Source organism: Pseudomonas sp. NUPR-002, assembly GCF_056322725.1.
Map to the genome: position 1 here is coordinate 565,664 of NZ_CM150476.1, position 20,969 is coordinate 586,632.

A 20,969-nucleotide genomic window follows, 5' to 3' on the forward strand; every position below is an offset into this window, starting at 1 on the left:
AACTGGCGCCTGTCGCATCACCTGGAACGGATCGCATGAGCGAAAATCTCGGTATCAACCTTAAACTCGCCTGCAGTCACTACCGCTCTATCTCAGAGGTTTGCCGACAGCTGTCGATCAATCGCGCGCAGTTCAACAAGTACTTGAGCGGGCAGAGTCAGCCGACGCCTTTCAACCTCAAGCGCATCGGTGATTTCTTTGGCGTGGAAGATTACGAACTGGGGCTGCCGCCTGAGCAGTTCGCTCGGTTGATCGGCGCACGTAATCCGGCCAGCGTCGCCACCTCCCAGGCAGATCCGCTCAGCGAATTGCTCAGGCCCCTGCGCGAGCAGAGCGGCAATCTTTCGCGTTACTGCGGTTATTACTTCGAATACTCCAACTGCATGTCGGTGCCGGGTTTGATCCTGCTGTCGCTGGTGCATTTGCGCGAAGAGCGGGGCACTTTTCTGTTCGAGCGCCAGGAGCGTCAGGAGCGCTCCAGCAGTACCGATGTACAAGCCGAAGACTGGGTGCGTTGCCGTTATCTGGGGGCGGCGTTCCAGTTGCAGGATCGCCTGTTTCTCATGGACTACGAGTCGCTGACGGTCAATGAAATGAGCCAGACCATCCTGATCCCGAGCTTCAAAAGCCGCATCACCCGCCTCAATGGCCTGAAAACCGGGGTGTCCAGCGGCGATCGGCGCACCCCCGCCTGCACCCGGGTGGTGTGGGAGTACCTGGGGACGGAGATCAACCGCATCAATGCCTACCGCCAGGTCAAGCTGTACCGCCCCGATGACCCGCGTATCGACGACGATGTACGCGAGCGGCTCAGCGTCGGGCCCGGCAGCAACGGGCTGTTCGAGATCGAGTGATCAGCGCTCGCCGATAATGAACTCCGCTACGGTTTGCGCCACCTGGTCGGCGACCATGGGCGTGCTGCGCAAATGGGCGGCGATACTGTGATCACAGTTTGCGAGCAGCAAGCACTCCAGATGCGGCGGTGGCACCGACTTGAGCAGCGTGCGGGTGACCTCTTCCGGGATCGGGCTGTAACGCTGAGCGCCTGCCAGCCACAGGGTGCCCGCCGAAGTGCCTGCACCTTGGCCGTGCGCCTGGGAGTTAAGCCCATCGAACTCACCCATTACCAACAGCACACGGCCCTGGAACTGGCGCAAAAATTCAAAGCTGTCGCAGTCGAGAAATCCATAGGGCTTGCTGATCGCAGCCTTGAATGCCGGGCCGAAGGGCGCGTCATGAGCGTTGTCTGGGTAGACGGCAGGGCAGATCAACACCAACTTATCCACAGCCGGTTGCTGCGCCGCCAGCTTCAGCGCGATAGAGGCCCCCAGGCTGTGACCCACCACTGTTTCACAGCGCGCCGCGATATGCCGGTGAAAACGCAGTGCTTCTTCACGGTTGGTGCTGAGCGATGGTTGAGCCGCACCGGGTTCGCTGGCAAGACTGTGCCCAGACAGGTTGGCAGTCAGCGAACCGATACCTAATGTTTGCAAGCGATAGAGCAGGGGATTGAGGCGGGTAAAATCCGATTGCGCGCCACCCACCACGAACATTGGCGGTGCGCACTCTTCGTCGGGTACCAGCCAGCGGGCCTGTTGCTGATAATTGTCGAAAGTCTCGGTGATAAACCGCTCCTCGCCGGGGCTGGGTTCATCGTATTGCCAGGTAGAACGCTGCGAGGAAGTTGCTTCAAGTTGCATGAACACCACCTAGAGAAACAGAAGATGCAGCCGCTCAGCGAGCGGGTTTCCGGTGCTGAACAATAGCTTGAGCGCCATGATGCAACACACGCAAACCAACAGCGGGCGGATCAGCCTAGGGCCAAAATGCACCGCACACCGCGCACCTGCCTGGGCACCGAGAAACGCAACGCAGGCCATTGCCAGCGCTAGCGGCCAGATAATAGCGCCGCTCAGCGAGAATACCGATAGCGCTCCGAGGTTGCATGCCGCGTTCAACAGTTTGCTGTTGCAGACGGCCTGGAGCAGCGGTTGTCCGAGCAGAATCACGCAGGCGAGCATGAAAAATGAGCCCACCCCAGGGCCAAACACACCATCGTAGAAACCAATGATCGGTGCTACCAGCAGGCAAAACAGGCTGATGGACAGCTTCGCCTTGCGTTGCTGGTTGTCCAATTTGGGGCTGAAGGCGAAGTAAGCCGCTACCAGAATCAGCAGCACGGGCACGCAGGCCTGCAGCAGGGCTTTGGGCACCAGGCTTACCGACAACGCACCAACAGCGCCACCCGCAAATGCCATACAGGCCATGGGCAGGCCGCTTTTCCAGTCGATCATGCCTTTGCGGGCGAATGCACAGGTGGCGGACACGGTGGCCGAGGCAGCTTGGAATTTGTTGGTGGCAATTGCAGCCAACGGGTCAATGCCTGCGACGAACATCACAGGCAACGTGATTAGGCCTCCACCGCCGGCAATGGCGTCAAAAAAGTGCCGGTGTCAAGTCTTTCGCGCAAATCACGCAGGGCTTGAAACCGTATATGGGACAGTAGGTTAGCTCTTTTCGGGGCCGCTTTGCAGAACCGCGGCTTCGTCGGCTAGGAGCCACATAAGAGCGTCGGGAGAGAAAGCCGCATCGCACCGTGTCGTGCTGGATTGCCGAGGAACGGCGGGCCTGTCGCGTCATCATAGCCCAAGAGGCTTGGCGGCATCCAGAATGAAGAACGCGCAGCCGGTGGCTGCGCGTTCGATGGATGCCGTTGGTATGTGACGCCATCATGTCGGCTTCGATGGCGCGCTCCGGGTCGCCGTGCCCTTCCTGAATCCCCGATCCCCCGCCATGAACGCCTCCAGCATGTGCGGGATCAATTTCTCTGCATCGACCGCCTCGCCATACGCCTGCGCGTGCAGCGAGGCGTAGCGGTCGAGGTCGGCTTTCAGGCTTGCCGGGCAGGCGAAGGTCAGCTTGACACTCTCGGTCTTGGGCAGAGGCCCGAGCCGCAGCTTCTTGGTCGTGGTCATTGCGAAGCTCCCCGGTTAAAGAACAGGGGCTGGTACGGCCGCAGCACCAGATCCCGGTTGACGATGATCCGCACCGGCAACCCTGGCCGCGCCGTCAGTGTCGGCTGGATGTTCATGTTGCGGCGGGTGATCTCCTGGCCGACCTGGTTGATGCTGTCTTGCGCGCTATCGCGCCCGGCGATCACGATGCGGTTGCCATCCTGGCGATTCTCCGGCGCGGCCAGCTCGGCGCCTACGCCCAGCAGCGTCGTCAGCACCGCGCCCGAGACGATGCGCTTCCAATGCCAGTCCACGTCGTCCTCCAGGCCGGCGTAGCCCGCTGAATCGGTGCCCACAAGGTTGTCGAGCGTCAGCGATGAGGTATCCGGCAGGATGACCCGGTTCCACACTATCTGCACGCGGCTCTGCCCGTAGCTGACCTGGCTGTTGTAGCGCCCGAGGATGCGCGACCCCTGCGGGATCAGCAGGAACTTGCCGGTGGCCGTGTCATAGACCGGCTCCGTCACCGTGGCGATCACGTCGCCCGGCAGATCGGACTTGATGCCTGTCACCAAGGCACCTGCGACCACGGTTCCGGCCATGACCTGATACGGCGAGGCCGGCAGGGTCAGGTTGCCGGAATTACGGGTTTCCGTGGTTCCGGCTTTCTGGAAAGCCTCTTTCTGGTCTTGCCGGTTCTGTACGGCGGTCGGGTCGGCAGGCTGGGCCGCCGTCGAGGCCGGGCCAGCCGCCAGTGGGTCGAAGGCCGCATTGGCGGCGAAGCCCGGCGCGGCGGCCACCTGCGTCTGCGCCACTGGCGCGGCCTGCGACCCTGAGCGGAAGAACACCGACGATGCCGCCGCCGCTTCGGCTTCCTTGCGCAGCGCATCGTTGGGGTCGTGGCCGGGGGCCGCATAGGCGGCCGTCACCGGCTGCTGCGACTTCACGATGGCCGGGCCAAGATCGCCCGGCAGCGGCGGCCCCAGCTCCGGCACGGATGCCGGCAAAGGGGGCGGCAGCTTCGAGTAGTCCGCCGGCAGCGCGTCCAGCCCTTCGGACTTCGAGACACGATCGACGTTGTAAAGCTCGGTCTGCTCGCCTGCGCCGCGTCGCTGCGGTTGCAGCGACCACATCAGCGCGCCGAGCACGGCGACCGACAGGGTGCCTGCGAGGATGGCCAGCGTGCGCCGGTTCAGGCGCGTGACCGGGCGCGGCTGGGCGCGCAGCGCCACCGCCTCGGGCGTGACTTTGCCCGCCTGTGGCGTGGCGAGGTCGGGAGTGTCGTCCTGGCTCATGGTCAGTTCCTCCGCACCGCGCCATCCGTGCGTTCGATCCGCACCACGTCGCCGCCATCACCACCGAGGCGCAGTTCGGCCGCGCCGAACAGCCGATCCACGATGTAGTACGGCGAGCGGAAACGGTAGTTCACCAGTTGCCCGTCGCCCTGCGCGCCGATGACGAACAGCGGCGGCAGCTCGCCTTGCGCGATGCCCGGCGGGAACTGGATATAGACCTTCTCGCCATCGTCGAAGGCACGCAGCGGCTTCCACGGCGGATTACTGCCGCTGACCGCGTAGCGGAAGCGGATCTTCTCCAGCGACAGGCCGGTATCGACCGGCGCTGCGGCGCTGGCCGCCTGTGCCTGGCGCTGCAAGGCCAGCATCCGGTCTTTCGGATAGTCCCAGGACACTGAGGCCATCCACGCCTTTTCCGTCGAGGTCAGCTCCAGCAGGTACGTCCGGCGGCTGGTAGTAATGACCAGATTGGTTCTCAGGCCAGAGCGGATCGGCTTGACCAGCACATTGACGCGCAGGTCGGCGCCGCTGCCGCTGGACGTGTCGCCCACGATCCAGCGCACGGTATCGCCGGCGGCGACAGTGACAAGCTCCTCGCCTGGCTGGAGCGAAACCACGGTCACGCGCCCCGGCGCGGCATAGACCTGATACAGCGCGCCATCGGTGAAAGGCCACACCTGAATCGCATTGACGTAACCCTCGCGGGTCGGCGCGATACGCGCCTCGGCATTCGCACGCGAAACACGCACCTTCTCGTCGGCCGGCTCCGGCGCGGCCGGGGCCGCGTCCACCTCGGGCAACGGCTTCAACTGTGCCGGGAGTGCCAGCGGCTCGGGCACGGCGACCACTTCCACCGGCGCGGGCGGCTCCGGCAGCGGCTGCGCCTGCACCGGCTCATCGAGCGAAATGGACGGCGGCGGCTTGCCCTGCGAGGCGCAGCCCGAGAACAGAACAGTCGAGGCCAGCAGGATCGACGGCAAAACGGATTTACGGAAAAGTGCATTCATGGCTTGGCTCCTTCGGAAGAATCCAGTTCGCGGCTCCACGCCAGGCCATTGACGTAGATGCCCAGGGGGTTGCGGCGCAGGCGTTCTTCGGTGCGCGGGGTTTGCAGGACGATGGACACCACGGCCGTCCACCGCTCCAGCCCGGCGGCCGCGCCATTGACGTAGCGGCGTTCCGTCCAGCGCACGTTGAAAGACGTGTCGCTGGCGCGGACGACACTGGTGATCTGCACCGTCACCGACTCCTTGCCGATGCGCACGAATGGGTCATTTGTGCGGGCGTAGTCGTTGAGCACGGCCGCGCCCTTGTCGGTGGTGTAGTCGTAGGCATCCAGCCAGTTCTGCCGCACAACGATGGGATCGACAGACAGCGATCGCACCAGGCCGACGAAGCGCGCCAGGTGGTGCGCGATATGCGCATCGGCGGGCCGGTACGGCGTAGCCGCTTCGCCCACGGCGCGCACCTGCCCCGACTGATCGACCTCGATGACGTAAGGCGTGACGATGGACTGCGCCGAGCGCCACACCAGGCCGCCAGCCATCAGAAGCGCGAGCGTGAGGCAGCCGAAGGCCATGAATCGCCAGTTCTTGGCCTGGACGCGGGCCGAGCCGATACGGTCGTCCCACACCTGCGCGGCTGATTGGTAAGGGGTTGCAGGCTGCGGCGTGTCGGCATAGCGCACCTGCGGGCGTTTGAATCGCATGGGTGTTCTCCTTGAGGGTCAGGTATCGGTTCACTCATCGGCGCGCAGGCTCGGGCCTTGCCCCGAACCTCCGCCGTCGCCACCGCGCAGCGTGTGGGCGGCGGTGGTTGCGGCATGGGTGATCTGCTGGCGGCGGTGCATCCGCTTGGCCCAGGCGGGTTGCTCCTGCTTCGGTGCGCTGGCGGCGCTGCCCGCGCCTTCGCCTGCGGCGGCCTGGCCGGAGCCGGCAGCGCCGGCATCCGCGCCGTTCCAGCCAGCCCGGAAGGAATCGGCCACCTTCTGCCCGGCAGCGGAAGCACCGGACGCAGCTCGGCGGCCTGCCGCCTGCGCGCCGGTCTTGGCGACGTTGCCGAGGCCCGCAGCAGCGCCCTTGGCCCCGCCGCCCGCAGCGGCGGAACCGGCCTGGAATGCCGACTTGGCGCTGCTGGCCGCCGACGTGGCGGCGCGCGCACCAGCGCCGGCCAACTTCGCGGCAGCGGGAGCCATGCGTGCTCCAGCAGCGACGGCACCACCCACGCCGGTTGCGGCGGCACCGATGGCAACGCCCGTGCCGACCGCGCCGACGGCCGCGCCCGCCATCGCGCCCGCGCCGAGCTGCGGCGCACCGGACACGAGGCCGGTGGCGATACCGGGGCCAAAGATGCCCAGCGCCAGCAGCGCGAGCGAGGCAAGCATCACGACCAGCGCGTGGTCGATGGAAGGCTCGTCGGGATGAACCTGGAACTCCGCGAACAGGCCCGAGCCGATACCGACGATGACGGCCAGCACCAGCACCTTGATGCCCGACGACACCACGTTGCCGAGCACCTTTTCCGCAAGGAAGCTCGTCTTGTTCCAGAGTGCGAACGGAATCAAGACGAAGCCGGCAAGCGTGGTCAGCTTGAACTCGATCAGCGTGATGAAAAGCTGTACCGCGAGCACGAAGAAGCAGAGGATCACCACCAGCCAGGCGATGAACAGCACCACGATGGGGTCGAGATTCACGAACACTTCGGGGAAGCCTGCCATGTCCCCAATCTGGTCGAGAATCGGCGCCCCAGCGTCGATGCCCGTCTTCGCCAGCCGTCCCGGCTGGAGAAAGTTCTCCATGCTCAACGTCGAGCCGGTGGCCATCAGGCCCAGGCCGGCGAACGACCGGAACACGATGCCCGACAGCCAGTTGAAGTTGTTGATGATGTAGGCGAAGGCACCGACGTAGAGCACCTTGCGCAGCAGCTTTGCGATCACGTCCTCGCCCTGGCCGGTGGCGTGGCTCATGGCCCAATACAGGCCGGCGATGGTCATGTCGATGACGATCAGCGTGGCCGTCAGGAACGCCACTTCGCCTTGCAACAGCCCGAAACCCGAGTCGATGTAGCGCGAGAACGTATCGAGGAAGCGGTCGATGATGGTCACGTCGTTCATGGCGTGTCCTCCGCAGCGGCGAGCGGCGCATCGCCTTCCGGCGCGTCGTCGGTGGGCGTGTCGAAGCTCGCCGGGATCGGCGGCAGTTCGGTCAGCGTCCGGTATTCGTCCGGCCCGGTCTGGCCGGCGAAGAACCGCCGCCGGAAGGCTTCGGCGGCGGCGCGGCAGGTGTCTTCGCCTGCGGCGTGCCGGTCGGCCGCGCATTGGGCGCGCAGCGCCTTGAGCCGCACGGGATCGGCGGCCAAGGTCGCGGCCAGGTCTTCGGCCGGCTGCTGGCCACACGCGGCCAGCAGCACGGCCAGCAGGACAGGAACGCATCGCATGGCCGCCCCCTTTCAGTTGTTGTAGAAGTTGACGGACTGCGGCGTGTACGGCGTGCCGGTGCCGAGGAAGCGCCGCCGCACTTCGCGGGCGCGCTCGGTCGCCGCCGCCTGCCGCGCCAGTTCCAGCGAGGCCGCCCGGTCTTGCGTGATCTGGAGCTGCTGGGCCTGGATGGACTGCTTGGCCTGCAAGGCAAGAAGCTGGTTCGTCGCCTGCATGGCTTGTAGCGCGCCGGTGGCCGACTGGCTCTGGCTTACGAGATCGGCCAGTGCGCTTTCGTCTTGCGCCAGGTTCTGCGACACCTGCGCCTGCATCCGCATCGCGGTGTGCAGGCCGTTCAGCGTGTTTTTCCAGCGTTCCTGCGCATCACGCAGCATCTGGTCGCCGCTGATGGTGGTGGCGTACTGCTCCGGGTACAGGCGCAAAAACGTGGCATCCATGTTCTGTACGTCGTAGGCCAGTCCCTGCGCCTCGGCGATCAGGCGCTCGGTGGTGGCGAGCGTCGAGCGCAGGCGGTTGACGATATCGAAATCCAGCTTCGTCAGGTTGCGCGCCTGGTTCATCAGCATCTGCGCTTCGTTTTGAAGCTGGTTGATCTGGTTGTTGATCTGCTCCAGCGTGCGAACGGCGGTCAGCGTGTTCTGCACGAAGTTGGACGGGTCGAACACCGTCAGCGCTGCTGCGGACTGCACGGCCAGCAGCGACACCGACAGCGCGGCGGCCAGCGTTACGGAAAGCACACGGGTCTTCATGGCAGGTTCTCCTGTCGTGGTTGGGAAAGAAAAGAAGCCGCCGCCGGTGACGACGGCAGCAGGTCGGCGGCCCAATCAAGGCCGCGATGGCGCAGCCACGCGCCAGCGAAGCCGGGAGCACCGGCCTGCGTCAGCACGCGGTCGATGTCGCGTTGGTCTTGCGGTGTGGATGCGCCCGCGAAGGCGAGCGCGGCCGGCCCCAGGTCGAGGTCGAACAGGCGATTGCCGAGGCGCGATTGGTAGTAGTAGTCCTGCTTGGGCTGCGCGGTGGCGACGATCTCGATTTGCCGGCTGTTGAGGCCGAAGCCCTCGTACATCGTGCGAATCTGCGGCTCGGTGGCCTGCGGGTTAGGGAGAAAGATCCTGCTCGCGCAGCTTTCGATGACTGCCGGTGCGATGGATGACTCTTTGACGTCGGCGAGCGACTGCGTATCGAAGACGACGGAAACCTGCTTTTTCCGCAAGGTCTTGAGCCACTGCCGAAGCCGGGCCGCAAATATGGGGTCGTCCAGAAAAACCCACGCCTCCCCGAGAAAAAGCATCGTGGGCGAGCCATCGAATCGTTCTTCCAGGCGGGCAAAGAGGTAGTTCAGAACGGCCAGCACGGCGGCCTTGCTGTGCATGAGTTCTTCCATCTCGAAGCACTGCACATCCGCGCTACCCAGCCGGTCGTGGTCGGCATCCAGCAACTTGCCGTGCGCGCCGCCGAGCACATAGGGCGCAAGCGCCTGGCGCATCACGTTCGATTGCAGCAGGACGGACAGGCAGGTCAGCGTGCGCTGCTCCACGGGTGCACCAGCCAGGCTGCCGAGCGCCGACCAGATAGCGGCCTTCTCGTCGGGGCCGACGACCACGCCTTCGTGCAGCAAGCGCCCTTCGATCCATTCGGCGGCCCAGGTGCGGTAGCCCTCGCGGTCGATGCGGGCGAGCGGCTGAAAGGCAATCTCGCCATCGGCACTGAGGTCGTAGTGCTCGCCACCAAGGCCCAGGGTCGCGGCGCGTATGGATCGCCCTACGTCAAAGATAAAGACGCGCGAGCCGCGATAGCGGCGGAACTGCATGGCCATCATGGCGACCAAGACCGACTTGCCCATGCCGGTCGGGCCGACGATCATCGTGTGCCCCACGTCACCGATGTGCGTCACCAGCCGGAACGGCGTCGCGCCATCGGTGCGGGTGACGATCAGCGGCGGGCCGTCCAGATGCTTGTTGCGTTCGGGGCCGGCCCACACCGCCGACACCGGCATCATGTGCGCCAGGTTCAACGTCGAGACGATGGGCTGGCGCACGTTGGCATAGGCGTTGCCAGGGATAGACGAAAGCCACGCATCCACGGCATTGAGCGTTTCGGGGATGGTGACAAAGCCGCGTCCTTGGATGACCCGCTCGACCATGCGCAGCTTTTCGTCGGCCACGGTTGGGTCGGCATCGAGCACCGTCACCGTGGCGGTGAGGTAGCCGAAGGCGACTTGATCGCTGCCCAGTTCCTGCAAGGCGGCATCAGCATCGGCTGCCTTGTTGCTGGCGTCGGTATCGACCAGCGGGCTTTCCTGTTGGAAGATCGTTTCGCGCAGCAGCGCGATGACGTTCTTGCGCTTGGCGAACCATTGGCGGCGCAGGCGGCGCAGCTCCTTTTCCGCCTCCGCTTTGTCGAGGCAGAGAAAGCGCGTACTCCAGCGATAGGCAAAGCCCAGGCGGTTGAGGTCGTCCAGCAGGCCCGGCCAGGTCGAGGTCGGGAAACCCCGCACCGACACCACGCGCAGGTGCTGGTCGCCCAGCATGGGCGCCAGGCCGCCGACCAGCGCGGAGTCGTCCAGCAGCGCATCCAGATGGAAAGGCACCTCGGGGACGCCGATGCGATAGCGCCGCGTCGAGACGGTTGCGTGCAGGTAGGTCAGCGTCTGTGCGTCATCGAGCCAGGCGATTTCCGGCATCACGCCATCGAGCAGGTCGAACACGCGATCGGTTTCCGCCACGAAGGCATCGAGCCGGCCGCGCCAGTCCACGCCATCGCCCGGCGCGTGCTCGTAGAGCAGCTTGGCCGCACGGGCGCGGGATTCCTCGGGCGGCAGGTAGGCCAGCGTCAGGTGATAGGCGCTCTCGAAGTGGTTGCCCGATTCCTCGAAGGCGGCGCGGCGTTCTTCATCGACGAGCCAGGACAACGGTTCGGGAAACTCGGAGTGCGGGTAGTCTGCGGCCGGTCGGCGCTCGGCTTCCACGAACAGCGCCCAGCCTGAACCCAGCCGGCGCAGCGCGTTGTTCAGCCGCGCCGTGGTGGCGACCAACTCGCCTTGCGTGGCGCTGTCCAGATCAGGCCCGCGAAAGCGCGCCGTGCGCTGGAACGAACCATCCTTGTTCAGCACCACGCCTGGCGCGATCAGCCCGGCCCAGGGAAGCCAGTCGGCCAACAAGGCGGGCCGCTGGCGGTATTCGGCGAGGTTCAGCATCGCGGCGTCCTCCCCTCACACGTCCAGCAGCGGGCGATGCTTGATGTGCCGGGCGAAGACTTGCATGAACTGCGGATCGACGCGCGCACCCCACACCGCCAAAGAATGGCCGACGATCCAGAGCACTACGCCAGGAATCCAGAGTTGCAGGCCCAGCCCGACGGCAGCGGCTAGCGTGCCGTTGGCAATCGCCACCGTGCGCGGTGCGCCGCCCATCAAGAGCGGCTCGGTCAGCGAGCGATGTAGCGGCACCTCGAAGCCGGCCGCGAAGCTATCCGGGCCACTCATACGACAGCCCCGCCGGAGAAGCTGAAGAACGACAGGAAGAACGAGGACGCGGCGAACGCGATGCTCAAACCGAACACGATCTGGATCAGCTTGCGAAAGCCGCCCGACGTGTCGCCGAAGGCGAGCGCGAGGCCCGTGGCGATGATGATGATGACCGCGACGATGCGTGCCACCGGCCCCTGAATCGACTCCAGAATGGATTGCAGCGGGCCTTCCCACGGCATCGAGGAGCCGGATGCCTTCGCCGTGCCCGCCGTCATCAGCATGACTGCGGCCAGCAGCAGGCCGTGGTGCGCGGGGCCGGCCAGCCGCCGCAGGCGTGCGATGGTTGAAACCGGATTTACGGAATTACGGAAAGCGTGAACGTGCATCTGCGTCATGGCAGTTCTCCAGGTAGGTCAAGGGACGAGGAAGGCGCAGCGGCATCGGCTGCGAGAGGAACCGGCATCAGCTCGGGAAACGGTGTTTCCAGCGCGTCCGCCAGGCGATAGCCGGTGCCGTCGAAACCGACGACACGGGCGATGCTTTCGACGCGGCGCTTGCGGCCACGCCCGGCGATGTGGATCACGACGTTGACCGCCTCGGCGATCAGCGCACGCGGTGGGTTCACCGCCACTTCAAGAATCAACTGTTCGAGGCGCAGCAGCGCGCCCAGCGCGGAACCGGCGTGGATGGTGGCGATGCCGCCGGGGTGGCCGGTGCCCCACACCTTAACCAAGTCCAGGGCTTCGCCGCCGCGTACCTCGCCGACGATCACGCGGTCGGGGCGCAGGCGCATCGTGGCCCGCACCAGCTCGGTCATAGACACGACGCCAGCGCGGGTGCGCAGCGGCACATGGTCGCGGGCTGCGCATTGCAGCTCGATGGTGTCTTCGAGCACAAGCACGCGGTCGCCCGTGGCGGCGATCTCCGCAAGCAAGGCATTGGCGAGTGTGGTTTTGCCGCTGCTCGTCGCCCCGGCGATCAGGATGTTCTGGCGCTCACGCACGGCGCGGCGCAGGAACTCGGCCTGGCCTGTGGTCAAGATGCCGTCGGCCACATAGCGATCCAGCCCGATGATGCTCACGGCGCGCTTGCGCAGCGCGAAGGCTGGGCCGGGCGCTGCGGGCGGCAAGATGCCCTCGAACCGCTCGCCGGTTTCGGGCAGCTCGGCGGTCAGCAGCGGCCGCCCGCGATGCACCTCTGCGCCGACGTGCGCAGCCACCAGCCGGATGATGCGTTCGCCATCGTCTTGGGACAGCTCCACGCCCAGCGGCATGCGGCCCGATGACAACCGATCCACCCATAGGGTGCGGTCGGGGTTGAGCATGATTTCCACCACGTCGGGGTCGGCCAGCGCAGCGGCGATGACTGGCCCCATTGCCGTGCGCAGCATCTGGATACGGCGATCCAGAGAGGTTGCGGCGGATGAGAGTTCGGGCGGGGTTTGCGGAATGGCGCTCATGAGGCACGCTCCTGCGCTTCAGCCAGTGCCTCCGCGTCATCCATTCGCGCCGGGTCTGGGTGCAGTTCTTCCACAACGTCGCGCACCAGGCTGCGGCCACGCAGCAGGTGGCGGCCGAGCCGCTCCACGAATTGCTCGAAACGCGCTTTGCCTTGGGCGCGAGCTGCGTCCTGATGGGCTTCGGGAATCGGGGTGCTGACGGTCAGGAAGTAGCGGATGAACAGCGCCAGTGTTTCGATCTGGATGTTCTGGTCGCGCTCCATGCGCTCGGCCTGCCGCGACAGGCGATCAAGCCGCTTGGCGATGGCCGCCTCGCGCTGGTCGCCGGCATCGGGCGAGAGCCACGATGCGAGCGCCGCCGCGACGATGGACGACTTGGACACGCCTTTCTTGGCGGCCAGTTCTTCGAGACGCTTGGCGTGCTCAGGCTGGATGAACAGATTGAGGCGGTATTGGCTCATAGGTCGATTCCGTCGTTGGGGTCGAGGGAAGCCAGCCGGGCCGTGCGCTGCATGGCCGGGTCGAGCTGGCCGGGAAGCGGCAGCGGCAGGTCGTCGTCGTCATCGAGCAGCGCCAGGTCGTTGCCGGTGGGCGGCGCCTCGGGGCTGTATTCGGTGACTTCGGATAGCTCTGGCTGGCGGCGCGGGCCACCGTCGTCGGCGGTGCCTGCGGCGTCGCTGGACAGGCCCGCAGCCGGGGCCGTTGGCACGGCTGGGATCGCTAGGCCGCTCCAGTCGTCAGGCCGGGCTGGTGGCGCATCGGCGTACTGCCCGGCCGTGAGCGCGGGCGGCGGCAATACGCGGCTCTTGAAATTCGCGTCGGCGTAGTAGCGCAGCTTTTTCGCCTTGATCGGTGCCACGCTGGAAACCATCACCACGGCTTCGTCGGTCGGAAGCTGCATCACTTCGCCCGGCGTCAGCAGCGGCCGTGCGGTTTCCTGCCGCGACACCATGAGGTGCCCGAGCCACGGGGCCAATCGGTGCCCGGCATAGTTGCGCTGCGCGCGCAGTTCGGTAGCGGTGCCAAGCGTTTCGGAGATCCGTTTGGCCGTGCGTTCATCGTTGGTGGCGAACGTCACGCGGACATGGCAGTTATCCAGAATCGAATGGTTCTGGCCGTAGGCCTTGTCGATCTGGTTGAGCGACTGTGCGATCAGGAAGCTGCGGATGCCGTAGCCCGCCATGAAGGCAAGCGCCGTCTCGAAGAAGTCCAGGCGGCCCAACGCCGGGAACTCGTCGAGCATCAGCAGCAGCTTGTGGCGGCGCTCGATGCCATCACTGCCGTCGAGCGATTCGGTGAGCCGCCGACCTATCTGGTTGAGGATCAGGCGAATGAGCGGCTTCGTCCGCGAAATGTCCGAAGGCGGCACTACGAGATACAGGGAGACGGGATGCTCGGATGCGATCAGGTCGGCGATGCGCCAGTCGCAGCGCGACGTGACTTCGGCCACCGTCGGGTCGCGGTACAGGCCGAGGAACGACATGGCCGTGGACAGCACGCCCGACCGCTCGTTGTCCGACTTGTTGAGCACTTCGCGGGCAGCGGACGCGACAACCGGGTGCGGTGCATCGCCCAGGTGCTTCGTCGTCATCATCCGGTGCAAGGTCAGCTCGAACGGGCTGGCCGGATCGGACAGGAAGTTGGCGACGCCGCGCAGCGTCTTGTCTTCGCCCGCGTAGAGCACATGCAGGATGGCCCCGACCAGCAGCGCGTGCGAAGTCTTCTCCCAATGGTTGCGCTTCTCCAGCGCACCTTCGGGGTCAACGAGAATGTCCGCGATGTTCTGCACATCGCGCACTTCATGCGCGCCGTGCCGTACTTCCAGCAGCGGGTTGTAGGCCGCCGAGTTTGCATCCGTGGGGTTGAACAGCAGGCAATGGCTGAATCGGCTGCGCCAGCCTGCGGTGATCTGCCAGTTCTCCCCCTTGATGTCGTGGATGACCGCCGAGGCAGGCCAGCTCAACAAGGTGGGCACCACCAAGCCGACGCCCTTGCCGCTGCGCGTCGGCGCGAAGGTCAGGACGTGTTCCGGGCCTTCGTGGCGCAGGTATTGGCGGTCGTGCTGGCCGAGGAACACTCCGACCGGCTGCGTGAGGCCCGCCTTGCGAATGTCCTCCGCATTCGCCCAACGGGCCGAACCGTAGGTCGTGACCAGGCGTGCCTGCCGCGAACGCCAGACCGACATGGCAATGGCGACGGCCACGGCGACCATGCCGCTGGCACCGGCAATGGCGCCGCCGGTGTCGAAGACCTCCGGCGCATAGGCGCCGTAGAAGAACCACCACTCGAACAGCCGCCACGGGTGATAGACCGGCGTGCCAAGAAAATCGAACCAGGGCGAGCCAAGGCGTAGCTGATAGCCAAGGGCGGCTGCTGTCCATTGTGTGGCGCCCCACACGCCGGCGATCACGATGCCGAATACCACGGCGATCTGACCGAACAGCACGTTCGTCCCTTGCATGACCTGGCCTCCGATTTCTCCTGCGCTGATTCCTCATGGAAAAAGCGGCACATGGACGTGCCGCAGGCGTCAGGATGGGTGCCGAGTCAGTGCCGGTCAAAGACCGTTTAGAGCAGAAAGATCGAGCAAAAAGAAAGAATTAGCGCGGTGGCGAGCTAACGAAAAACGCCGCAAGCGCGGGCGCGTTGCGGCGTGTCGAACAGAAGAATGAAGGCTATGTGGCGATCAGTCAGCAATCAGAACTTGGGGGATTCTTCTGGCGACGTGTACGGGGTTTCGCCATCGCCATAGAACCGCTTGCGCGTGGCTTCGGCCACCCGATTGCAGAGCAGATCACCCAGCTTGGCGCGGTCGGTCTTGCATTGCTGCCGTAGTTCCTTGAGCCGTTCGGGGTTGGCCGCCAGTTCTTCCACCGTCGGGATGTTGGCTTCCGAATCGGCGGGCTTCTGTGGCGTTTCAGACTGGCCGCAGGCAGTCAACGCGGCCACCAGCAAGAACGGAATGATCTTCTTCATGGCGTCAGTTCCTCCGATTGATCGGGATTGCGGCCTCGTATGGGCCTGGGAGGCTCCAGCGATTCGATGGTCTGCACGCGCTCAATGAAGCGGGTCAGTTCGTCGGACGGATCACCGTCGAGGTGGAGCAAGTAGGTTGTCAACGGCGGCACGCGCAACGCGAGCGGTCGGGCCACGACACCTGATTCACGGCTGGAGGCAATGTGCGCGGCGCCAGCCAGCCCGAGCGCGAAGCCGGCCGACACCAAGGCCATCATCAGATCGAAGGATGCGACGCGCTCTGCGATCAGAGGCTCCATTTCGGTACGACGCAGCACCCGTTCGACATGCTTGGCATGGCCTTCGCACACTTGCGGATCGCACAAGACCAGCGGATAGCGAAGCAACTCATCCAACGGGATGCGCTTGTGGGCCAGCAGCGGGTGTCGGGCAGGCACGGCCACCATCAGTGGATCGTGCCAGACGGGCGAGGCCACAATGCCATCGCCGGAATCATCGGAGCAGGCAAAGCCCACGTCGTACAGGTCATCATGCAGACCCTTGATCTGCTGCGACAGGGGCACTTCGGTCAGGCGGATTTCGACTTCGGGCTCTTCCTGTCGGCACAGCGCCAGCAAAGCCGGCAAGCGTGACGGCGTGATGCCGTCGGACAGGGCGATACGCAACTGGCCGTGGAAGCCATTGGCTGCGGCCTTCACGCTGTCGCGGGCCTGATGCAAGGCAGTGAACACGCGCGGTACGTGATTGAGGAACAGCTTGCCTGCGCGAGTCAGTCGCGTGCTGCGCGTGGTGCGTGCGAACAGCACCACGCCTAGCTCTTCTTCCAGCTCCTTGATGGCGCGTGACAGCGGGGACTGCTCGATATGCAGTTTCTCGGCCGCGCGAGCGAAATGCAGTTCTTCAGCTACCGCGAGGAAGCAGCGCAAATGACGTAGCTCCATAGCCAGGGCCTCCCGTTTTCAGTCTGGATAGTCAGACCTTGCGGGCATTCGCGCCCACATGACGCAACGCCACGGCGGAAAGCACGGCCAGCACAGCAACGCTTACTGCGTTGAAGATGGCGGCGCCTTGGAGTCCCGCGATGAATGCCGCCTGCGCCTGTTCCATCAAACCGGCCGGCAACTCCGACGCGACGGAAGATGCGGCCCACAAGCTGTCGCTGACGGCTTCGCGCGCAGTGGTCTTGAGACCATCCGGCAAATGGCCCAGCACCTCTTGGTGATAAACCGCGCCAGCAATGCTTCCAAGCAAAGCGATGCCCAGCGAAATCCCCAAGTCTTGCACCATCTCGGTCATCGCAGAGGCCGATCCGGCCTTCTCGGGCGGTGCAGAACCGACCACGAGGTCTGTTCCCAGCGCGGCAATGGTGCCGTTGCCCAGATAGGCCAGCGCCAGAGCGGCAACGCTCAGTGTTACGCCGGCGGTGCCGTGGCTCAATTGCGTCAGCATCAGATAACCCAACACGGACAGAGCCAGCGAACCGGCGACCACGAACCCCGGTCGGATCACTCGTGCCACGAGCGGAGCGCCGGTGCCGCCAACGATCATGGCGAGCGCCGCGAGGCCCATCCACAAACCCGCGACCGCGGGTGAGTAGCCGACCACCAGTTGCAGATACTGTGCGACCAGCAGCATCGTGCCGCCCACCGCCACCAGGCCGAACAACAGCACGACCAGTGCGACCGAGAAGGCCCGGTTGGCAAACAGGCTCAAATCGAGCAACGGATCAGCCAGCCGTCGCTGACGCCTGACGAATATCCACGCAAACAGAACGCCGGCCAGAATGGCGACAACAGCATCGGGCGCAAGGCTGGATTTGGCGATCTGCTTGATGCCGTAGACGAAGGGCAACATAGCGGCGAGCGACAGCGCCACGCTGGTCAGGTCTACACGTTCGCTTTTGGGCGCGCGATACTCGGGCAACAGAAACGGGGCGAGGATCAGCAGCAGGATCACGACAGGCACCGCGATCAGGAAGGCCGCGCCCCACCAGAACCATTCCAGCAACAGGCCGCCCACGACCGGCCCCAGGGCATAGCCGATGCCCCACATCGTTGCCCAGATGCCAATACCAAGGGCGCGCTGGCGGGGATGAGGGAACAGATTGCTGATCAACGCCAGTGTCGAAGGCATCAACGTGGCGCCTGCCACGCCGAGGGCGGCCCGCGCCGCGATAAGCATGTTGGCGCTGGTCGAGAACGCGGCCGCCACCGAGGCCACGGCAAAAGCAACCGCGCCGATCAGCAGCAATTTGCGGCGACCGATGCGGTCGCCCAGCGTTCCCATCGTGATGAGAAAACCCGCGATCAGGAAGCCATAGGCGTCCATGATCCAGAGCGCCTGCGTGCTGGTCGGCTGCAAATCGAGCGCGAGTGCCGGCAAGGTCAGATGCAGCAACGACAGATCCAGCCCCAGCATGACCGTGGGTAGGGACAAGATGGCAAGCCCCGCCCAAGCACGGGCGCCGGCACGCTCGGATATGTGATCCTCGGGCACTGCGATAGGGACAGATTCGTGATGTGTCATGGATGCGGGTCTCGGGCAATTCGGATTGCTAAAACCACATCTTCCAGGCAATATCATCACATGACAATTTAAGTACTTATCCTATTACCAATAGCAACAGCCATGCAGGATCGAAGCCTCAGCCGTACTCGAAACGAACTGTCGGAGTTCCTGACCCGCCATCGGAAGAAGCTGACGCCGGGCGCTGTCGGCTTGCCTGCCACCGAACGGCGCCGCACGCCCGGCCTGCGTAGGGAAGAAGTGGCGGCCTTGGCTGGCGTGGGTCTGACTTGGTACACATGGTTTGAGCAAGGGCGCGATATCCAGGTGTCGGAGAAATTCCTGTTGAGCGTGGCTTATGCCCTCAAGCTCGACGATGCCGAATGCAGCCATCTGTTCCTGCTGGCGCACAGACGCCCTCCGCCGCCAGAAGCACATCAATGGGATTCGGTGACAGCGGACATCCAGCAATTGCTGGACGACTTGCCCAGGCCGGCCTACGTGCAGAACCTGCGCTGGGATGTGGTGGGTTGGAATGCGTCGGCTGATGCGTTGTTCGGATTTGCCGACAAGCAGCGAGAAGACCGCAACCTGCTGCGCATGACATTTGCCGACCCCGACATGCGGCGACGGCTTACCGACTGGCCCAACGACGCGCCCAGGCTGCTGGCGCAGTTCCGCTATGACGTTGCCATTGCACCGGAAGACCCGGCGATGCTGGCTTTGATCGAGGATTTGAAAGTGCTCTCTCCCAGCTTTCGCCGTGGGTGGGAAGTGCCGGACGGCGGGATTGCAATACGCGGCATTGGTTCAGTTGCGGACACCAAGGGTGAGCAACGAAATTTTCGTCATGAGACGCTGATAGTGGACGAGCATAGGCATTTGAGAATGGTGGTGTACTTTGCGGCTCAGGCTTAACGATTGACTGCGATACAAGTATCCGGGACGTTAAGCACCGAACCCGCGCTGCCGCCCAATCTCCCACGACACTCCACCACCGCGCACCGTCGCGGCGATCTGCTGCCCCAGTCGCTGTTCGATCACCGCCCGCCACGGCACCAGGCTGAACCCCATGCCGTCATCGAGCATCACGTAGCGCCCACTGGCGAGCATGACGGAACGCCGGTAAATGCCTGCGGCACGCTGGCCGTCTGTGACGGGGCGATGCTCCAGGCCGGTTTCCGCCGCAATGTCCTTGGCGGTCTGCGCCAGCTCCCGATTGCGCAGCGTGCCCAGCAGGTTGCGTGCAAGGATGACGCGCTGCCCGCGACGCTCTGCCACCCCCTGTTCCGCCAGGAAGTCGGCACGCTGCTGCATGGCTTGCCTTGCATCGCTGCCAAAGCCCAGGTCGCCCAGGCCCGAGCCACCGCCGATCAACTGCTGGTCGAGCCAGGTGGCCCCAACCGCGCGAGCCTGTCGCTCGATAGGCAGGTGCGATTTCAGCTCCACGGCCACACCACCCAGGCGCTGCGCGTCGTACTGGCGGCCACGCTCGGCCAAGTCGTCCGGCACCTTCCATAGCCCCTCAGCCACGCGCTCCACAATGCTGGCCCGGTGCATGGCTTCGAGTCGGCGGATGTATCCCGTAACGACTTCAACGGATCACGGCCCAGCCTGGGCTAGCTCGACGACCAGGTGATCGGTGACCGCGCTAATCGAGCATGCGGCGTGCCATGGCGTTGATGACCAGATCAATCGCCGCGCACTCGCCATCGTCAATGAACCAGGCTGCCGACAAGCCGGTCCATGCAACGATCCAGCGCAGAAGCCGTTCGGGCTCAAGCCCGGTCTCGGCGACCACAATGCGGAGCCGGGCCTCCAGCCTGCCCGGCAGGACCGCAAGCGGCCGATCGGGGTCGCTGAGGTCTGGATTCGTGAAGATGTTGGCATAGTCGAAGGTGCGCTCGCCCAGCAGCCCGTGCGGGTCGATGGCGAGCCACCCGCGGTCGCCGAAGTCGAGCACGTTCTCGTGGTGCAGGTCACCGTGGAGCGGGCACACCTCGCGCGGTGCCGCCAGGAGTTGGCGCGCCACGCTGGCGGCGGGCGCAAGTGCCGCGTGCTCAGCGGCCAGCCGGAAAAGCGGCTGGAACCATTCCTGCAGCGGATGGAGGTCGGGCAGCGGTCCGGACCGCGGAGCGTGCAGGCGCGCAGCCGTGCGGCAGAGGATCCTGCAGGCCTCGTCGTCCTGGCCGGACCACGCCATCTGTGCAAGGTCGCCCGCCCCGAACGCGCGCTCCATAAGCAGAGCGCCCGCCGCCGAGGCGAAGACCCGTGCGGCGCCCTGCCCGTCCCACCAGGTTAACAGGCGATAACCCGCCTCTTCATCTGGAATGCGCGCGACCTTCAGCATCGCTGGCGTGTCCCCCTGGCGGACGGCAAGCACCCAGCTCGAGTGGGTCGTGAGCAGCGCACCGTCGCGCTGCAGGCGCCAGCGCTCCATCCACGCAGTGACCTCAGGCGGAAAACGGGAAGACACACTCATGAGATGCCTGCAAGCAATTCGTTCTGTATCAGGCGCAGGAGCGTCCCGTCCGGGTCGACCAAAGCGGCCATCGTGCCTCCCCACTCCTGCAGTTCGGGGGCATGGATGCGCGGATAGCCGCTGCTGGTTTCCTGGATGCCGACGGATTTGCACTGCCGGTAGAACTCCGCGAGGTCGTCCAGCCTCAGGCAGCAGCTGAACCAACTCGCGAGGGGATCGAGCCCGGGGTGGGCGAAGAACTCCAGCATGAGATCCCCGCGCTGGAGGATCATCCAGCCGGCGTCCCGGAAAACGATTCCGAAGCCCAACCTTTCATAGAAGGCGGCGGTGGAATCGAAATCTCGTGATGGCAGGTTGGGCGTCGCTTGGTCGGTCATTTCGAACCCCAGAGTC

Annotated in this window: 21 protein-coding genes and 2 pseudogenes; 2 read left to right on the forward strand and 21 right to left on the reverse strand. The window is 65.0% G+C overall.

Annotated features, from left to right (window positions below; translation table 11 throughout):
• The first annotated feature begins 35 nt into the window (after positions 1–35).
• The gene (locus ACVWSC_RS02605; RefSeq protein ID WP_442111902.1) at positions 36–854 is read left to right on the forward strand and encodes a helix-turn-helix domain-containing protein; all 819 of its coding nucleotides are present in this window, start codon (positions 36–38) and stop codon (positions 852–854) included.
• Here the strand turns inward: ACVWSC_RS02605 and ACVWSC_RS02610 are convergent, their stop codons facing one another.
• The 18 genes and pseudogenes from ACVWSC_RS02610 to ACVWSC_RS02695 all read right to left on the reverse strand — a co-directional run bounded on the left by ACVWSC_RS02610 (position 855) and on the right by ACVWSC_RS02695 (position 18,115).
• A complete protein-coding gene (locus ACVWSC_RS02610) occupies positions 855–1,700 on the reverse strand; it encodes an alpha/beta hydrolase (RefSeq protein ID WP_442111904.1) in 846 nt (281 codons plus the stop codon).
• Positions 1,701–1,709: 9 nt separating this feature from the next.
• A pseudogene (locus ACVWSC_RS02615) lies at positions 1,710–2,444 on the reverse strand (TSUP family transporter); the annotation flags it as partial.
• 285 nt (positions 2,445–2,729) lie between these two features.
• Positions 2,730–2,975: a DUF2274 domain-containing protein gene (locus ACVWSC_RS02620; protein ID WP_033990732.1), complete on the reverse strand. Its 246-nt coding sequence runs from the start codon at positions 2,973–2,975 to the stop codon at positions 2,730–2,732.
• Positions 2,972–4,249 (reverse strand): TraB/TrbI/VirB10 family type IV secretion system protein, encoded by a 1,278-nt coding sequence (locus tag ACVWSC_RS02625; RefSeq protein WP_442111906.1) that lies wholly within the window; start codon positions 4,247–4,249, stop codon positions 2,972–2,974. The genes ACVWSC_RS02620 and ACVWSC_RS02625 overlap by 4 nt, the downstream gene beginning before the upstream one ends.
• A gap of 2 nt (positions 4,250–4,251) precedes the next feature.
• Positions 4,252–5,256 (reverse strand): P-type conjugative transfer protein TrbG, encoded by a 1,005-nt coding sequence (gene trbG, locus ACVWSC_RS02630; RefSeq protein WP_023127270.1) that lies wholly within the window; start codon positions 5,254–5,256, stop codon positions 4,252–4,254.
• Positions 5,253–5,957, reverse strand: coding sequence for a conjugal transfer protein TrbF (trbF, locus tag ACVWSC_RS02635; RefSeq protein WP_023127269.1), 705 nt, complete (start codon positions 5,955–5,957; stop codon positions 5,253–5,255). Before trbF ends, trbG begins: the two co-directional genes overlap by 4 nt.
• A 30-nt stretch (positions 5,958–5,987) precedes the next feature.
• Positions 5,988–7,361, reverse strand: coding sequence for a P-type conjugative transfer protein TrbL (trbL, locus tag ACVWSC_RS02640; protein ID WP_023127268.1), 1,374 nt, complete (start codon positions 7,359–7,361; stop codon positions 5,988–5,990).
• Positions 7,358–7,684: a hypothetical protein gene (locus ACVWSC_RS02645; protein WP_023127267.1), complete on the reverse strand. Its 327-nt coding sequence runs from the start codon at positions 7,682–7,684 to the stop codon at positions 7,358–7,360. The genes trbL and ACVWSC_RS02645 overlap by 4 nt, the downstream gene beginning before the upstream one ends.
• A 12-nt stretch (positions 7,685–7,696) precedes the next feature.
• The gene (trbJ, locus tag ACVWSC_RS02650; RefSeq protein WP_442111909.1) at positions 7,697–8,434 is read right to left on the reverse strand and encodes a P-type conjugative transfer protein TrbJ; all 738 of its coding nucleotides are present in this window, start codon (positions 8,432–8,434) and stop codon (positions 7,697–7,699) included.
• Positions 8,431–10,881: a conjugal transfer protein TrbE gene (gene trbE, locus ACVWSC_RS02655; RefSeq protein WP_023127265.1), complete on the reverse strand. Its 2,451-nt coding sequence runs from the start codon at positions 10,879–10,881 to the stop codon at positions 8,431–8,433. The genes trbJ and trbE overlap by 4 nt, the downstream gene beginning before the upstream one ends.
• Positions 10,882–10,896: 15 nt before the next feature.
• On the reverse strand, positions 10,897–11,169 hold the full coding sequence (locus tag ACVWSC_RS02660; RefSeq protein WP_034028659.1) for a VirB3 family type IV secretion system protein: 273 nt from the start codon (positions 11,167–11,169) through the stop codon (positions 10,897–10,899).
• A complete protein-coding gene (locus tag ACVWSC_RS02665; RefSeq protein WP_004883090.1) occupies positions 11,166–11,549 on the reverse strand; it encodes a TrbC/VirB2 family type IV secretion system protein in 384 nt (127 codons plus the stop codon). Before ACVWSC_RS02665 ends, ACVWSC_RS02660 begins: the two co-directional genes overlap by 4 nt.
• Positions 11,546–12,613, reverse strand: a complete 1,068-nt coding sequence (trbB, locus tag ACVWSC_RS02670) for a P-type conjugative transfer ATPase TrbB (protein ID WP_004883088.1) — start codon at positions 12,611–12,613, stop codon at positions 11,546–11,548. The genes ACVWSC_RS02665 and trbB overlap by 4 nt, the downstream gene beginning before the upstream one ends.
• Positions 12,610–13,074, reverse strand: a complete 465-nt coding sequence (locus tag ACVWSC_RS02675) for a ribbon-helix-helix protein, CopG family (RefSeq protein ID WP_004883086.1) — start codon at positions 13,072–13,074, stop codon at positions 12,610–12,612. Before ACVWSC_RS02675 ends, trbB begins: the two co-directional genes overlap by 4 nt.
• The gene (locus ACVWSC_RS02680; RefSeq protein WP_442111912.1) at positions 13,071–15,074 is read right to left on the reverse strand and encodes a conjugal transfer protein TraG; all 2,004 of its coding nucleotides are present in this window, start codon (positions 15,072–15,074) and stop codon (positions 13,071–13,073) included. Before ACVWSC_RS02680 ends, ACVWSC_RS02675 begins: the two co-directional genes overlap by 4 nt.
• 236 nt (positions 15,075–15,310) lie before the next feature.
• Positions 15,311–15,589, reverse strand: coding sequence for an EexN family lipoprotein (locus tag ACVWSC_RS02685; RefSeq protein WP_023127262.1), 279 nt, complete (start codon positions 15,587–15,589; stop codon positions 15,311–15,313).
• Complete coding sequence (locus ACVWSC_RS02690; RefSeq protein ID WP_023127261.1) at positions 15,586–16,530, reverse strand: LysR family transcriptional regulator; 945 nt, start codon at positions 16,528–16,530, stop codon at positions 15,586–15,588. Before ACVWSC_RS02690 ends, ACVWSC_RS02685 begins: the two co-directional genes overlap by 4 nt.
• A 31-nt stretch (positions 16,531–16,561) precedes the next feature.
• Positions 16,562–18,115 (reverse strand): MFS transporter, encoded by a 1,554-nt coding sequence (locus ACVWSC_RS02695; RefSeq protein WP_021018496.1) that lies wholly within the window; start codon positions 18,113–18,115, stop codon positions 16,562–16,564.
• A gap of 102 nt (positions 18,116–18,217) precedes the next feature.
• On the opposite strand from ACVWSC_RS02695, the gene ACVWSC_RS02700 reads away from it, so the two are divergent.
• Complete coding sequence (locus ACVWSC_RS02700; protein WP_021018495.1) at positions 18,218–19,012, forward strand: helix-turn-helix transcriptional regulator; 795 nt, start codon at positions 18,218–18,220, stop codon at positions 19,010–19,012.
• Between the two features lie 30 nt (positions 19,013–19,042).
• Here ACVWSC_RS02700 and ACVWSC_RS02705 read toward each other — a convergent pair.
• From ACVWSC_RS02705 to ACVWSC_RS02715, 3 genes and pseudogenes are all read right to left on the reverse strand, one after another.
• Positions 19,043–19,704, reverse strand: a pseudogene (locus ACVWSC_RS02705) (DUF3363 domain-containing protein); the annotation flags it as partial.
• 41 nt (positions 19,705–19,745) lie between these two features.
• Entirely contained in the window at positions 19,746–20,534 is a 789-nt protein-coding gene (aph(6)-Ic, locus tag ACVWSC_RS02710; RefSeq protein WP_031759052.1) for an aminoglycoside O-phosphotransferase APH(6)-Ic, read from the reverse strand.
• Between the two features lie 38 nt (positions 20,535–20,572).
• Positions 20,573–20,953 carry a bleomycin binding protein BLMT gene (locus ACVWSC_RS02715; protein ID WP_000131935.1) on the reverse strand — a complete coding sequence of 127 codons (381 nt, stop codon included), beginning with the start codon at positions 20,951–20,953 and terminating at the stop codon, positions 20,573–20,575.
• Between the last annotated feature and the right edge of the window lie 16 nt (positions 20,954–20,969).